Source organism: Limibacter armeniacum, from assembly GCF_036880985.1.
GTDB classification, from domain to species: Bacteria; Bacteroidota; Bacteroidia; order Cytophagales; family Flammeovirgaceae; genus Limibacter; species Limibacter armeniacum.
In genome coordinates this window covers 165,767-180,582 of the sequence record NZ_JBAJNO010000008.1, presented here as the reverse complement: position 1 = coordinate 180,582, position 14,816 = coordinate 165,767, and the positions used below count along the sequence as shown (strand labels likewise).

The 14,816-nt window shown below is 41.0% G+C and carries 14 protein-coding genes; 6 read left to right on the top strand and 8 right to left on the bottom strand.

The features are described 5' to 3' along the window. Position 1: 1 nt before the first annotated feature. From V6R21_RS06730 to V6R21_RS06715, 4 genes are all read right to left on the bottom strand, one after another. Positions 2–349 (bottom strand): hypothetical protein, encoded by a 348-nt coding sequence (locus tag V6R21_RS06730; protein WP_334242012.1) that lies wholly within the window; start codon positions 347–349, stop codon positions 2–4. A 46-nt stretch (positions 350–395) separates the two neighbouring features. Next, positions 396–896 (bottom strand): GbsR/MarR family transcriptional regulator, encoded by a 501-nt coding sequence (locus V6R21_RS06725; protein ID WP_334242011.1) that lies wholly within the window; start codon positions 894–896, stop codon positions 396–398. 92 nt (positions 897–988) lie between these two features. After that, on the bottom strand, positions 989–2,125 hold the full coding sequence (locus V6R21_RS06720) for an alpha/beta hydrolase-fold protein (protein ID WP_334242009.1): 1,137 nt from the start codon (positions 2,123–2,125) through the stop codon (positions 989–991). Positions 2,126–2,181: 56 nt separating this feature from the next. Then, complete coding sequence (locus V6R21_RS06715) at positions 2,182–2,916, bottom strand: phosphatase PAP2 family protein (protein ID WP_334242007.1); 735 nt, start codon at positions 2,914–2,916, stop codon at positions 2,182–2,184. A gap of 364 nt (positions 2,917–3,280) precedes the next feature. On the opposite strand from V6R21_RS06715, the gene nagB reads away from it, so the two are divergent. After that, positions 3,281–5,191, top strand: a complete 1,911-nt coding sequence (nagB, locus tag V6R21_RS06710) for a glucosamine-6-phosphate deaminase (RefSeq protein ID WP_334242005.1) — start codon at positions 3,281–3,283, stop codon at positions 5,189–5,191. A gap of 169 nt (positions 5,192–5,360) precedes the next feature. After that, positions 5,361–5,963, top strand: coding sequence for a hypothetical protein (locus V6R21_RS06705; RefSeq protein ID WP_334242003.1), 603 nt, complete (start codon positions 5,361–5,363; stop codon positions 5,961–5,963). 357 nt (positions 5,964–6,320) lie between these two features. Here V6R21_RS06705 and V6R21_RS06700 read toward each other — a convergent pair whose 3' ends face one another. The 3 genes from V6R21_RS06700 to V6R21_RS06690 all read right to left on the bottom strand — a co-directional run bounded on the left by V6R21_RS06700 (position 6,321) and on the right by V6R21_RS06690 (position 9,325). Further along, entirely contained in the window at positions 6,321–7,940 is a 1,620-nt protein-coding gene (locus V6R21_RS06700) for a M28 family peptidase (RefSeq protein WP_334242001.1), read from the bottom strand. 217 nt (positions 7,941–8,157) lie between these two features. Further along, on the bottom strand, positions 8,158–8,808 hold the full coding sequence (locus tag V6R21_RS06695; RefSeq protein WP_334241999.1) for a DUF7255 family protein: 651 nt from the start codon (positions 8,806–8,808) through the stop codon (positions 8,158–8,160). A 49-nt stretch (positions 8,809–8,857) separates the two neighbouring features. Next, a complete protein-coding gene (locus tag V6R21_RS06690) occupies positions 8,858–9,325 on the bottom strand; it encodes an Lrp/AsnC family transcriptional regulator (protein ID WP_334241996.1) in 468 nt (155 codons plus the stop codon). A gap of 421 nt (positions 9,326–9,746) precedes the next feature. On the opposite strand from V6R21_RS06690, the gene V6R21_RS06685 reads away from it, so the two are divergent. Both V6R21_RS06685 and hppD read left to right on the top strand, forming a co-directional pair. Further along, on the top strand, positions 9,747–10,907 hold the full coding sequence (locus V6R21_RS06685) for a homogentisate 1,2-dioxygenase (RefSeq protein ID WP_334241994.1): 1,161 nt from the start codon (positions 9,747–9,749) through the stop codon (positions 10,905–10,907). Positions 10,908–10,938: 31 nt separating this feature from the next. After that, positions 10,939–12,072, top strand: a complete 1,134-nt coding sequence (gene hppD / locus V6R21_RS06680; protein ID WP_334241993.1) for a 4-hydroxyphenylpyruvate dioxygenase — start codon at positions 10,939–10,941, stop codon at positions 12,070–12,072. Between the two features lie 75 nt (positions 12,073–12,147). Here hppD and V6R21_RS06675 read toward each other — a convergent pair whose 3' ends face one another. Continuing rightward, positions 12,148–13,092: a succinylglutamate desuccinylase/aspartoacylase family protein gene (locus V6R21_RS06675; protein ID WP_334241990.1), complete on the bottom strand. Its 945-nt coding sequence runs from the start codon at positions 13,090–13,092 to the stop codon at positions 12,148–12,150. 424 nt (positions 13,093–13,516) lie between these two features. Here V6R21_RS06675 and V6R21_RS06670 point away from each other — a divergent pair, with 424 nt between their 5' ends. Both V6R21_RS06670 and V6R21_RS06665 read left to right on the top strand, forming a co-directional pair. Continuing rightward, positions 13,517–14,221, top strand: a complete 705-nt coding sequence (locus tag V6R21_RS06670) for an SDR family NAD(P)-dependent oxidoreductase (RefSeq protein ID WP_334241989.1) — start codon at positions 13,517–13,519, stop codon at positions 14,219–14,221. 34 nt (positions 14,222–14,255) lie between these two features. Further along, positions 14,256–14,813: a DUF6992 family protein gene (locus V6R21_RS06665; RefSeq protein WP_334241986.1), complete on the top strand. Its 558-nt coding sequence runs from the start codon at positions 14,256–14,258 to the stop codon at positions 14,811–14,813. Positions 14,814–14,816 lie beyond the last annotated feature (3 nt).

The window sequence follows — 14,816 nt, the reverse complement described above, 5'->3', positions numbered from 1 at the left end:
ATTATAAATCAAATTTATGTTCCAAATACAGGAACAGAGATAAATTAAACATATGCATCCCTCCTATTATCAAATAGATCCCCCCAAGCTTTGTCAATAAAAACTCCACTATATCCAGTACTGTCAATAGGTTCATTTCTTGAGTAAAGTAAACTAGTACCATCCCTATATTGACCAGATAAAAGCCAATAAGTAGAATTGTATTGATTGGCTGTACCAGTTTAGGAGTTCCAGAAAAAATACTCTTCAAGAATACCTCGCCTTTGACATAAAGCTTTTTTCCCAATAGAACAGTGGTCAATGTGGCTACAATCAGATACAAGCCAAATGCAATTTCATTTTGATTCATACTTATTGAACTTTCAATAATTTTTGAAACTTTTGAATAAAAAAAATTACTTGGTGAGTTTTCCTAGAATTTTCAGAAACCAATTACTCTTTTGGTTGATAAATCGCTCCAAGACCATATCAGACTGAGATGCAAACTGATGTAAGTCTGTGGTTACTTTTCTAAACTCCTCTACTTCATGACTATCCCCCTCTACTGAATTTACTTCAGAAAGAACTTTAAGGATTGGTTCCAGCTCCCTTTTCTTACGCTCTTTCGCTACCTGAACAGCTAGGTTCGTAATATCCTTGTCTGTTCGGAAAAACTCTTTGCGTTCACCAGGAACAAAAACCTTTTCAGCCAAACCCCAATCGATCAATGCACGAACATTCATATTTACGTTCCCTCTTGAGATTGACAACTCTTCCATTATTTCTTCAGTAGAAACAGGTTGTGTAGAGATCATCAACAGTGCATGAACCTGTGCCATTGTACGACTCACGCCCCAACTGCTACCCAAGCTTCCCCAAGCCTGTAAGTACCTTTCTTTTGCCTCTCCGTATTTCATAAATCAAATGTAACACAGAAATTCAAAACTTTCAATAATTATTGAAAGTTTTGAATGAAAAATAATATCAAACATTAAGAATAGCAGATTGATTACTTCCTAAATAATACCTCCAAAGCATCCGGCATTCGTTTTGCCCAAGCACTTTCAAAATGTTTTGCCTTTGGGTCATGTCTCCACCAAAAGTCTTCCCCTTCTTTATAGCCCTTTGACTTAAGTGCTTTCAACATCTCATCTACTCCTGGTTGTAACTTCTCCTCAAGTTCAACTCCTCCATTGTCAATATATACCTTGATATCTTTCTGAGGACCTGTATAATCCAATACGTCATCCACAAAATCTATATCTTGAATTTTAAAGGCTGGTGACATACAAATAGCTTTAGAGAATACCTCATTGTACTCCCACATCAGCATAAAAGAAATAATCCCACCTGCTGATGAGCCACCTGTTGCTGTATGTTCACGATCTGGCAGTGTACGGTATTTTTCATCTATCATTGGTTTTACCGTATTGACCACAAAATCCATATAAGCAGTTCCTTTCTTTCCTGGTATATATTCTTTAGAGCGATCAGTTGTATTGTAAATTCCCACAATGATGATGGGTTCGATAAGCTCACGTCTGATAAGGCTATCAGCTGTTTCATCCACTCGCCAATCTACCTTGAATGAAGCTGTATTAGGATCAAATATATTCTGGCCATCGTGCATATAAAGCACTGGGTAATTTTTGCCTTCCTCATCATCGTAATTAGGTGGCAGCCACACAATCAAGTCCCGAGGTTGAAGTCCTTTGCCTCTTACTGCCTTATGATACTTGACAATACCTGTAACCTGTCCTTCTACTGGTATTTTCTCTCCATTTCTCCAGAAGTTCACCGCATAACTTACTGATGTATCAGCATGTACTTTTAATGAGTTATCAGGCAATGGTTGTCCATTCGCATCAGCTCCTTCTCTTTCCCATGAACCAAGGGTAAACTTAAATGCCAAAGGTGTCTCAGGTAATACTGCTACTGTCTTTTCCCATTGCCCGTTGCCTTTCGCTTTCATCTTCACCTTTCCAGGATTCCAATTACCAAGCAAGGAGTCATTACCTGTAATATAGACTTCGGTGTCTGCTTCCAATTCAGGTGATTCCAATACAATCTTTACATTCACTTTATCTTCAGAAGAGCAAGCAAACAATAATATCAGTAAGCAACCTGTCAGTATGTTTATTTTCATTATGCAATTGGCTTAAAAAGTAATTGAATGTTCCAATTGCTAAATATGCGCTTTTTTTACTTCAACGCGTCTCCAAGCTTTCTTTTCTTCAACTTGCCGGATGCCCAATCCATTAACAGGTAACTTGCCTCCGTTGTCAGAATTCCGATTCCGGCTCCCACCAAAATATCCGACACCCAATGGGCATTGTTTAGCGACCGACAAACACCCGTAGCGGTAGCCACGGTATAACCACCTATGCTGTACCAGATACTTTTCTTTCCATACTCCTTATGCAGAAAAGACGCTGCAACAAATGCCCTCGTAGTATGCCATGAAGGAAAAGAGTTTTCGCCTCCACTCGGACGAGTGACATTAGTATTCTTTTTCAAGGCTGCTACAATAGGAGAAGCAATAGCATAGCTGGCTAATAAACAAAGTGTAGCCTTCCCTACGCCATTTCTTCCTTTTACGCCAAAAAGGTTCAACCCATAAACTGCCGCTATAGGAGCATAATGCATGTGGTCATCAATAGAGGTGTGAAAGTCTGCAAAATACTGATCTCTCAATGCCTTGACCTCATCTCTCTGATTCCAAAGTGCCATACCGCCACCAATTAGTGCTACAGGTACAACTGTTGTCTTGAACAAGGTTGACTTATACCATTTGGCTGAAGGCTGTTTAGGAAGATCAAGGTTGAGAATGTCTGCTTTTGTTGGAAGGGAATTCAAGGAGTCAGGCTGCTGAGCACACAAAATGGATGTAAAGATGCATAGGCAAATGCATAGCATCACTGATAGTTGATTTTTCATAATAATAGATTGAATGATAGTAGGTTAAAGATCTATATATTTGAGTAATGCAATAAATAATTACTCAAATACAATTCATTCAAATTTAATAATATTTACAAAAAATTTAAACATTCCATGAAAAAAATAGTTAGCAGCATTTCACACCCTGTTTCATAACCACTTCTTGGTATTTCTGCTTTTCCCCAGTTTCAGTGATACTTTCTGAGAAATTATATAACCATCTTTGTCTTGGTAGGAAGCGAACAAACGAGCATTATATCCTGCTACCATTGTTCTGTTCATAGGAACGTCAACCTTGGTTAGAAAAAGCCAATAAACAATACATTTGATTAACAACATTCCACTTCAAATAAGATATACCATGAACGCAGTAATGCCAGATAGAGAATTCGAGAGGTTACAAACACTTACTTTCGATTCAGCACAAGAGGGGTCTATTGAAATTGCACGTGAAATCGCTGATTTGATCAGGGATAAAGCCGAAAAAGGTGAAAAAGCCGTGTTGGGACTGGCTACCGGTTCATCTCCACTAAAAGTTTACGATGAACTGATCAGAATGCACAAGGAAGACGGGTTGAGTTTCAAAAACGTGGTTACTTTTAACCTCGATGAATACTACCCGATGCAACCTGAGTCAGTACACAGTTATGTACGCTTTATGAAAGAGAACTTATTCGACCATATCGATATCGATATGAAGAATGTTCACATTCCTGATGGTACACTTGACATCAAAGATATATATGCTTTCTGTGCTGAATATGAGCAGAAAATAAAGGCTGCGGGCGGTCTCGATATCCAGATCCTGGGTATTGGTCGTACAGGTCACATTGGTTTTAATGAACCAGGCTCTACTGAGACCTCAAGAACCAGATTGGTAACATTGGATGCCTTAACCCGTAAAGATGCAGCAGCTGGTTTTGGCGGATTGGACAACGTACCAAGAAGAGCTATCACAATGGGTGTAGGCATTATCATGAAAGCTCGACGCATTGTGATGATGGCTTGGGGTTCTGGTAAAGCACAGATTGTTGGCAGAATGACAGAAGGTGAAATTTCTGACAAGGTACCTGCTACTTTCCTTCAAAAACATGAGAATGTAACGGTATTCCTCGATGAACCTGCTTCTCAGGAATTGACAAGATATACAACCCCTTGGCTGGTAAGAGAGTGTAAGTGGGACGATAAGCTGATCAAGAAAGCAGTCGTTTGGCTTTCTCTGAAAATCAACAAACCTGTTTTGATGCTGACTGAGCATGACTACAATGAGAGTGGACTAAATGAGTTGGTAACTGTTCATGGTCCTGTATATGACCTCAACATCAGGGCATTCAATATGCTGCAGCACACGATTACAGGTTGGCCTGGAGGTAAGCCAAATGCGGACGATACACAACGCCCTGAGAGAGCTGAGCCAGCAAAGAAACGTGTACTGATCTTCTCTCCTCACCCTGATGATGATGTTATCTCGATGGGAGGTACGCTTGACCGTCTCGTACAGCAAGGTCATGAGGTTCATGTAGCTTACCAAACATCTGGTAATATTGCTGTATCTGATGATGATGCACGTCGTTATGCTCGCTTTGTTAAGTCATTCAACGACCACTTCAATTTCAGTACACCTGAGTCAAAAAGTCAGTTCAAGGAGATTTTAGGTTTCCTGAATGCTAAAGAAGAGGGAGATATTGACTCGTTTGCAGTAAGAGCTATCAAGGGAAAAATCAGACGTGAGGAATCACTTGCTGCAATGCGTGCCATGAATATCCCTGAAGAGCGTGTTCATTTCTTGGATATGCCATTTTACGAAACGGGTAAGGTCAGAAAAAATCCACTCAGTGAAGAGGACATCTCTATCATTACCAAGATCATTGAAAAGGTACAACCACACCAGATTTATGCTGCTGGTGATTTAGCTGACCCTCATGGCACTCACCGTGTATGTTTGGATGCGATCTTTGCCTCACTCGAGGAGTTGAAGGATAAAGACTACATGAAAGACTGCTGGGTATGGCTTTATAGAGGTGCATGGCACGAATGGCCTGTCCATGAAATTGAAATGGCAGTACCGATGTCGCCTGAGCAGGTACACAGAAAACGTAAAGCGATCTTCCATCACCAATCACAAAAAGACAATGTGATGTTCCAAGGTGATGATGACCGTGAATTCTGGGAAAGAGCTGAAGAAAGAAATGCTAAAACAGCGGAACTCTATGACTCCCTTGGCTTATCAAAATATGCAGCCATGGAAGCCTTTGTGAGATACATTTTCTAAGTTAATTTTTGAATAGAACAAACAGAAAGAGCACATCAGTTGATGTGCTTTTTTGTTTTTACAAGTTCCTCTCCATTCATTCCAACTCAAAAGCACACTGATTTCACATTCTACTTAGTATTGGATTATATTAGGTGACCCAATTTTTTATCTACGAAATCCTCTAACAATGCGTCTGTACTATTTTTTCATTTTAACCTTATCCTATTTCCTATTACTAAACACGGCATCCCTCAAAGCTCAGCATTATCTTAAAGAGAAAGATGAAAGTCCTTCACCAGATGAGCTACTTCACACTATGTTCGTTGAGTTTGGAGGAAATGGTATACTCTACTCCCTCAATTATGATTTCAGACTGACAAAGGGTACCAATCGAGGATTCGGTACCCGCATTGGATTGTCCTCTTTTTCAATTAAGCCCGACGATAATAAATCTGACAATGCTAACTATATAGCAATCCCATTAATGCTCAACTACTTGATTGGGAAAAAGCGCCATTTTTTAGAGATCGGGTTTAGAGCAACACCATTTTTCTTTTTCAATGCCAAAGACAATACGACAGATGCTACTCAAAAGACAGGAAGAACACAACTGGTTCCTTTTTGGAATCTGGGGTATCGTTATCAAAGCAGGATCAAGGAAAACTTGATACGAATAATGTATACTCCAGCTATTAGAGAGCATACATTTACACAATGGGGGAGGGATTTCTTTCGGTTATGCATGGTAATTATAGCGCAGAAGAATCCAGTTGAATATTTGAAAATGTAAACTAAACGTTTATTATTGCAAATACCATAAATCAAGTGCTTATACTTGTAAAGCAACCTATCACAATTAAATGTGCTTCAGCTAAAGCCAATGTAGGTAACAAGCAAGTCAAGCAAGAACCTTAAATCTGGCAATACATGAAAAAAAGAGATGCGGTACCAAGCAAGGTATTGGAAAAAGCCATGCTCTATGGATTAGTGGCTGGTCTTGCCGTTGGTGCTCTAGAAATCATTGCTTACTTCGCCATCTAAGTCTGGCTATAAGCAAATGCTATACGGATATCATTTATAAAGTGAAAAGCCATATCAAACAGCTTGCTTGATATGGCTTTTTCTATTTCTTATAAAGCAGGAATGATTAGTTTTCTGCCTTCTCTTCTTCTTTTTGATCTACCACTGGACGTTCCGCTCTGTTAGCCAACTCCCAAGCAGTAGCAAAAACCAATTGTGCTCTTAGCGCTTGCTGCTCATACTGAATCTTGTCAGGAGTATCAGTAGGCTGGTGGTAGTCTTCATGTGTTCCATTGAAGTAGAAAATTACCGGAATACCATTTTTCGCAAAGTTGTAGTGGTCTGAACGGTAGTAGTAACGCTCAGGGCTATCCTTACGGTTATAGTGATAATCCAATGTCAGCTCAGGCGTAAATTTCTTAGCAGAAGCTTCACTGATCTTGTGTAGGTCTGATGACAACATGTCTGAACCAATGATGTAAACAAAGTCAAGGTTGTCTTTGTGCGCTTCATCGCCACGACCAATCATGTCAATATTCAGGTCTGCCACTGTTTTATCCAATGGGAATACCGGATGGTCTGTATAGTATTCAGAACCTAACAAACCTTTTTCCTCTCCTGTAAAGGTCATAAACAGGATACTTCTTCTTGGTCTGTTACCGTCTTTCATAGCCTGAGAGAAAGCATCTACAATCTCTAACAGACCCGTACTTCCTGAACCATCATCATCCGCACCGTTGTAAACTACGCCATCAGTAACACCAACGTGATCGTAGTGAGACGTTACTACAAGGATTTCGTCTTTCAGGTCCGTTCCTTCAATAAAGCCCAATACATTTTCCGTTCTCACCTTGCGCTTCAACAACTCAGCTTTAACCTTAGCTGTTGCTGAAAAACTGCCCGCAGGAGACTCACCTTTCTTTTCTGCTTTTGCCAGTGCTTTCTCAAACTTACCTGCATCTACACCCAACAGTTTCGCTGCGTTAGATGGGCTTGTGAAAAGCATACCGAATGGTGCTGTCTGAGCTTCTTTGAACGACAGCGCTGCACCTTGCAGATAGTTTTTGTACATGTTCAGCTTTGCCTGAAAAGCCTTATCAGATTCTTGGGCTACTACTACAAACTTAGCTCCCTTATCACTAAGGGTCTTGATCTTCTGTCTCAGGTTTGCCTCTCCTCCAATCAGGTTACCCTCTTTGTCTTTCGGGTTCTGCTCAAGGATGACAACACCTTTGCCTTTTACATCAATGTTCTTGAAATCTGAGTATGTTTCTGTCTCAAGACCATAACCAGCAAATACCAACTCCGTATCTGACTCAGCTACTTCAAAGTTGCCATAAGGATAAAAGTCTTCAAAGATATTTGCTTTGAAACCATTGGCTTCTAACCAATAATCACCAAAGCTTTTGCTGTTCAGCTCAAACTGCTGGAAGTATGGGTTAGGACTATTTTTTACAGGACCAGTAAGTCCTCTTTCAAAAAAGAACTGGGCAATATAATCCGCCGCCATCTTCTGACCACGCTCACCAGTCTCACGACCTTCAAACGTATCGGAAGCAAACAGCATCAAGTGATCCTTCAGTTCCTCTTTTGTAATGGTGGACATGTACTTCTTTAGTAAAGCTTCTTGTCCTTCCAGTGTAATTTCTTTTTCATTTGACACCATTTCTGGCTTTTCTGGCATCTGTGCAAATGCACTGCATGCAACGAGTGATGCAGCTAAAGCCAGTGTTACTTTCTTTTTCATGGTCATTTGTAGTTAATCTATCTCGTCTATCAAAAAAAACTGAGCCAGAGTAGGCTTTCACCTTCCCTGTTGATGCATAACGACTATTTTCCTAATTGAATCTATTGTCAGTAGCAATTCATTTCCAACTAGGTTCAAAAATTTCCAAAAAATAGGCAATCATTCAATATGATAAAAAACCAATTTTGACTGACGGTGAAAACAAATAGTTCAGTGGTTATTTTACAGGTTGAACACGTCGCTTGAGGTAACTCACCAATGCTTCTGCTTCTTTTTCAGCTGGGTTTGTCAAGATATCGTTGATACTCACCAACTTTCCTCCGAGCATAAGTTCATCCCAGATAGAAATCCGGATCACTTTTACGGGTTTTAAGGCTGCTGTCAGGTCTTGCCAATAGTCCAAAAAGGCAAGTAACTTCCATGCTGGAGCACCACCACCTTTCAGGTCACCTTGCCTTGCTCCTTCACCAAAATGCTTTTCAGCAAAAGGTGTCGTCCAATATTTGGCTTGCGTTCCTGTTTTAAGACATTCATCCTCTTTTTTACGTGAATAGGTTCTGAATTTCTGTACCGAAAAACCCTGGTCTTCCCGATAAATGGCTGAACGCAATGTCAAATTACGGAACCTGTTAAAGTGCAACTGTTCATCAAGTTGCAACACTATATTACCATCCAATTCTATATGCCAGTCAGGGGCTTTTAACCGAGAAAGGTCCCCCTTTCCTCCCAATGACTCATAGATATAAGTGACATCTTCGAGCAAGGCACTTTTCTTTATCTCGTCCCATGTCAATTTCTCTATTGGATCAATGGCTCTTGGGATCTCCCGCCAAACAATATCAAGTAGGTTTTCTCTCTTAAAACTCATGTCTCGAAATTCTTATTTCTTGTAATCCAACAAATATAACAACTACAACCTAGAGCTTATAGGAAGTCGAATACTTGCTTTTTTGCAACACAAAAAATGTCTCAACATGTGCGATGCTTGATATTGTGGAGAGATGATTAAGGATAAAAATTCGGTAAGCATCCATATCCTTTACACTTACCTTTAGCAGGAAGTCAAAACTTCCAGCCACATGGTAGCATTCCATCACTTCTGTCAAGGCTCCCATTTCTTCGGCAAACTTATCCAGATAGGAACGGGTATGGTTCTTAAGTGAAATCTGTATAAACGCAACCATCTTCCGATCAATGCGATTTGGGTTAAGCAAAGCCACATACTTGTCTATGTAGCCACTTTTCTCCAGACGCTTTACCCTATCAAATACAGGAGTGGTCGAGAGCCCCAATTGTTCCGCCATTCCCTTGATAGTTACACGTCCATCATCCTGAAGGATTTCAAGGATTTTTTTGTCTGTTTCGTCCAGTTGTTTATCAGTCATTCTTTTTTTCTAATCAGCTCAAACAATCAATCCTCAGAAAAGAAACATCTTCTGCAAAAAGAAATTTTCACATTCCTTTTTTCCAAGTTACATTACAATTTATCATCAGCAATTTACTTCACCTTATAATATCATAAATTTGGAATAAAATTGCACATTAATACAAAAACACAAAATAAACATTTATTTATTTTCTGAATAATAGACAGAATTAAATACGACATATTTCATCTAGTACAGAAAATAATTATGATCCTAAAGAAGACCTAAACTACCTGTTTCGCCTATTGGTTAATAAGGTAGCACTACGATACAAAACAGCATACTGGAAACAACTTAATTTTCAGACACATTTAACCATAAACACATGTAGTAGAGGGATTAACAACACCTCATACTAACCAATTAAACTATTTGACACATGTCGTTCTACTATAGACTTGGATCTATTCCGCAAAAGCGTCACACGGTTTTTAAAAAACCGGATGGCAGTCTGTACCACGAACAACTTTTTGGTACAGAAGGGTTTTCAGGTGTGTCATCACTGCTTTATCACATGCAACCTCCTACTCGCATAAAGGAGATGCTGGATGCTTATGATGTCTCGCCAAAAGTAGCCGTTGAGAAAAACATGCAATCAAGAAAATTCATCGGGTATAACGTTCCTCAGAAGGATGATTTTCTTGAGAGCAGAACAACACTGATGTTCAATAATGACGTGCACATGGGTGTGGCTGCACCGCGTAAATCCATGACGGATTACTTCTATAAAAACGGTGAAGCTGATGAGCTGCTTTTCATTCACAAAGGAACCGGTACACTGAAGACGCAGATGGGAAACATTCCTTTTGAGTACGGTGATTACCTTGTGATTCCAAGAGGTACCATTTACCAAATGGAATTTGATACGGAAGACAACAGGTTGCTTGTGATTGAATCATTCAGTCCGATCTACCCGCCTAAGCGCTACATCAATAGCTTCGGGCAGTACTTGGAACACTCGCCATATTGCGAACGTGACATCAAACTGCCACAAGACCTTGAAGCGCATGACGAAGAAGGTGACTTTCTGATCAAAATCAAGAAGCAGGGCATGATCCACCAGATGGTATATGCCTCACACCCATTTGACGTCGTAGGTTGGGATGGCTGCAACTACCCTTATGGTTTCTCGATTCACAATTTTGAACCAATAACAGGGCGTATTCACCAGCCACCTCCCGTACATCAGACCTTTGAAGGACACAACTTCGTAGTCTGCTCCTTCTGTCCAAGATTGTATGACTACCACCCTGAGGCTATTCCGGCGCCATACAACCATAGCAATATAGACTCTGATGAGGTGCTGTATTATGTGGACGGAGACTTTATGAGCCGTAACGATATTGATGCCGGCTACTTCACGCTACATCCTGGAGGAATTCCTCATGGACCTCACCCAGGGGCTGTTGAACGTAGCATCGGTAAGAAAGAAACCGGTGAACTGGCTGTAATGGTTGACCCTTTCCATCCATTTAAGCTTACACAGGCTGCCATGGAGATTGAAAAGGAGGACTATTACAAGTCTTGGTACAATCACTAATCATCACAATACCATAAACCATACAATACACATGAACACTACTAAAAGCGAATTCGATAAAAAACTGGAGACTGCTGAAGATTTCTTGCCATTGAATGGTACAGACTACCTAGAACTGTACGTAAGCAATGCCAAGCAGGCGGCTCACTTCTATAAAACAGCATTTGGCTTCCAGTCACTGGCTTACTCTGGACTGGAAACAGGCAACCGTGATACACAGTCATATGTAGTGCAACAGGGTAAAATCAGACTTGTGTTGACTTCTCCTCTGAAGTCAGGCACTGAAATCGGTCAACATATTGACAAGCACGGTGACGGTGTAAAAGTGATTGCACTTTGGGTAGATGATGCCCGCAAAGCATGGGAAGAAACGACCAAGCGTGGTGCCAAGTCATATATGGAGCCTAAAGAAGAAAGTGATGACTTTGGAAAGACTGTCCGCTCTGGCATTCACACTTACGGAGATACTGTACACATTTTTGTAGAAAGAAAAGACTACAACGGTATATTCCTACCTGGCTTCCAGAAATGGGAAACGGAATACAACCCTACTCCTATCGGTTTGGAATATGTAGACCATATGGTAGGTAATGTTGGATGGAACCAAATGAACACTTGGGTGAAATTCTATGCTGAAGTGATGGGATTTGCGCAACTGATTTCATTTGACGACAAGGACATCTCAACTGACTACACAGCCCTGATGTCAAAGGTGATGAGCAATGGCAACGGACGTATCAAGTTCCCGATCAACGAACCGGCTGAAGGCAAGAAAAAATCTCAGGTGGAGGAATACCTTGACTTCTATGAAGGTGCAGGCGCACAACATATTGCAGTAGCAACCAATGATATTTTATCTACAGTGGCAGAGCTGAAAAGTAGAGGTATTGAATTCCTGACAGTACCAGAAACGTACTATGAGACGCTTCTTGAAAGGGTTGGGCATATCGACGAAGAAATCGAAGCTATCCGTAAACTGGGTATCTTGGTTGACCGTGATGACGAAGGCTACCTGCTTCAGATTTTCACAAAACCTATTGAGCCTAGACCAACCATGTTCTTTGAGATTATCCAACGTAAAGGAGCTAAATCTTTTGGTAAAGGTAACTTCAAGGCATTGTTTGAGGCAATTGAGAGAGAGCAAGAACTGAGAGGAACACTGTAAAATGTTTTGGATTTGATAAATGGTTTCCACCCCTGTGAGCAGCAGCTTGCAGGGGTTTCTTTTTTCACCAAAAAATTATCCTTCTGTCCCCAAGTGCACCAAGGCTTCCCCTCGATTGACTACCGGATTGTAATTCACCGCAATCACATAGCCTGCATGAGGCGCTCTTACGGTTTTTTCGTACTCTCCAAAAGGATCAGACACAACTCCCAGCACTTCATTGCGCGCTACGTAACTACCGTTGTTCACAATATTATTGTACAGTCCCGCAGCTCTGGCTCTCACCCATGAGGACTTGATAATCTTGCGAGGCTTGTAGATGGGATCCATTGCATCCGGAATTATCCCCAAGTACTTCATGACCCTTCTGGCTCCTGAGATTCCTTCCTCAATGGCATCCGCATCAAAGCGCAAAGACTCCCCTGCCTCATAGACCAAGATACGTTTCCCTTTGTTGAATGCTTCCTTTCTCAACGACTTGGGTCGATACCCTGAGTTAACCATAAACGGTGCAGCAAAAGCTTCAGCCAACTCCAAACTGATCGGGTCCTTAAAGTTTCCGCGCACCTGCGGGTAATTACTCCGCTCTGCACCTCCTGTATGAAAGTCAACACCGTAGTCGATCATTGGGATGACCTCATGCATCAAGGTGTACGCAACTTTACTTCCCAAAGAGCCATGATTGGAACCTGGAAACATACGGTTGACATCTTTTCCATCCGGTGTCTGTCTGGAGAAGATCAGATAACCGTACACATTCAAAATAGGAATGCACACGATGGTTCCTTTCATCGGAATTGTATACCCCCTTGCCATCATTCTTCTCATAATCTCCACTCCATTGACCTCATCACCGTGCATTCCTGCCATTAGCAAGAGCGTGGGCCCATCCTGCTCCGCTCTGTTTACAAATACTGGAATATCGATCAGTGTTCCTGTGGGAAGGCGAGCTATCTGAAGGTTCAATTTCTTTTTTTCTCCTGGCGCTATATGTTCACCTGCTATAAAGATGTCTCTCATACTTATTTTTTTGAAAAAGATAAACAAAAGCATGGGATCTAATCATGCATCACCTTAGAAAATTAATGTGAGTTATGGATTGAAATATCGCTATTTCGCCCTTTCAGGGTATAAGTCCCGAAGGAACAAAATAAATCAGCGATGGACTTTAGTCCATTGTCATGTAAACGATACGTTCAGCTATGAAAGAGCGGTACAATCCATCATTCACGTTAAAATTACCAATCACCACACTGCTCGGTTTTCTCTGTATTGACGCTGCTCAAAACGCCTTGCATAGGCAAAACGATTTGAAATGTCCTTCCTTTTAATCCTTTCTTCCCTCCTCTATTCTCCTGCTTTTTAACTAACTTAAAGTGGCTGTTTTTCAAAAACATACGATGAAAAACCATTCTTATATGACTTTCATAAACAGTACAACAATATGAAACTTGAAAATAAAATCGCAATTGTAGCTGGAGGGACAGGAAGTGTTGGCGAAGGGATTGTCAAGGTATTAATGTCAGAAGGGGCTACGGTAATTGTCCCAACTCGCTCCAAAGACAAGGAAGTCAACCTGAAAGAATATGTCAGAAATGTAGGTTGTGGCAAACTGAATTGTATCAGGGCCAGTATCGGGCTTTATGATGGCGCCCAAGACTTCAAGAAAGAAGTACTTGAACAGTATGGACACATCGACCTCGTCATTGCCAGTATTGGTGGCTGGTATGCAGGACATACATTGGATGAGATGCCCATCGATGATTGGGATATGGTGATGGACAATAACCTCAGAGCCCATTTTGTTTTTGCCCGCACCTTTATTCCTATCCTAAAAAAACAGGAAAGCGGTACCTATATCAATATCAACGGAGGCGCACAGGAAATGATCATCCCTTGGTCAGGTGTTATTTCAGTAGTCTCGGCAGCCCAAAACAAAATGACGGAAGTATTTGCCAAGGAGGCCGAAGGTCATCATTATAATGTTTACACCGTCGCTGCCTATACAATGGTCAATACAAGGAAGAGTGCATTGCAAGCCACTCCTGACTGGGTAACGGCTGAAGACATCGGTAACTACATTGTTAGGTTGTCCAATAACGAAGTTACGGACAAGTCTGTTAGGCACAAGCTTACTGAGCGCCCTTAATACAAACTCCCACAACTGTTAAAACCCAATAAACATGATAGGAAAAATAATCAGATCAATTGCTACACTTGCCATCTCCAGAATAGGTTCCGGCTCAACACCAACCGTCTCCCCGTTACTTAGCAGCTTCAGACAAGAAAGTATCCGATACAATAAAGCCGCTATGGGTGTATTGGCTGGATGGGCAGTCCCAAACATTGTGGCAAGCAGCGTATTGATTGGCAAAACCGAACATGAGACAAAAGCCTTTCACCAAATGAATGCAGGTTGGAATTTAGTCAACCTTGCCATTGCCAGCATTGCTTATATCAAAATTGACAAGGATGCTCAAAAGCGGTATTCACTTAGCCAAACCGTAGCGGAGCAACAGCGTTATGAAAAACTTTACCTACTCAACACGGGTCTTGACACAGGATACATTGCCGGCGGACTTTATATGCGGGAAAGAGGAAAACGAACGAACGACGAAAAATTGAAAGGGTTGGGCAAATCCATCATCGTGCAGGGAGCATTTCTGCTTTTGTTTGATGCCACCATGTATCTTATTCAGAACCGGCACAGCAAAAAAAATCTTTATCCTTTTATAAAATAGATG

Coding starts and splice junctions, on each gene's coding strand:
- V6R21_RS06720 (WP_334242009.1), bottom strand. CDS start 2,125: ATGAAAATAAACATACTGACAGGTTGCTTACTGATATTATTGTTTGCT.
- V6R21_RS06695 (WP_334241999.1), bottom strand. CDS start 8,808: ATGAGTTTTAAGAGAGAAAACCTACTTGATATTGTTTGGCGGGAGATC.
- V6R21_RS06730 (WP_334242012.1), bottom strand. CDS start 349: ATGAATCAAAATGAAATTGCATTTGGCTTGTATCTGATTGTAGCCACA.
- hppD (WP_334241993.1), top strand. CDS start 10,939: ATGAACACTACTAAAAGCGAATTCGATAAAAAACTGGAGACTGCTGAA.
- nagB (WP_334242005.1), top strand. CDS start 3,281: ATGAACGCAGTAATGCCAGATAGAGAATTCGAGAGGTTACAAACACTT.
- V6R21_RS06715 (WP_334242007.1), bottom strand. CDS start 2,916: ATGAAAAATCAACTATCAGTGATGCTATGCATTTGCCTATGCATCTTT.
- V6R21_RS06700 (WP_334242001.1), bottom strand. CDS start 7,940: ATGAAAAAGAAAGTAACACTGGCTTTAGCTGCATCACTCGTTGCATGC.
- V6R21_RS06670 (WP_334241989.1), top strand. CDS start 13,517: ATGAAACTTGAAAATAAAATCGCAATTGTAGCTGGAGGGACAGGAAGT.
- V6R21_RS06690 (WP_334241996.1), bottom strand. CDS start 9,325: ATGACTGATAAACAACTGGACGAAACAGACAAAAAAATCCTTGAAATC.
- V6R21_RS06685 (WP_334241994.1), top strand. CDS start 9,747: ATGTCGTTCTACTATAGACTTGGATCTATTCCGCAAAAGCGTCACACG.
- V6R21_RS06675 (WP_334241990.1), bottom strand. CDS start 13,092: ATGAGAGACATCTTTATAGCAGGTGAACATATAGCGCCAGGAGAAAAA.
- V6R21_RS06725 (WP_334242011.1), bottom strand. CDS start 896: ATGAAATACGGAGAGGCAAAAGAAAGGTACTTACAGGCTTGGGGAAGC.
- V6R21_RS06705 (WP_334242003.1), top strand. CDS start 5,361: ATGCGTCTGTACTATTTTTTCATTTTAACCTTATCCTATTTCCTATTA.
- V6R21_RS06665 (WP_334241986.1), top strand. CDS start 14,256: ATGATAGGAAAAATAATCAGATCAATTGCTACACTTGCCATCTCCAGA.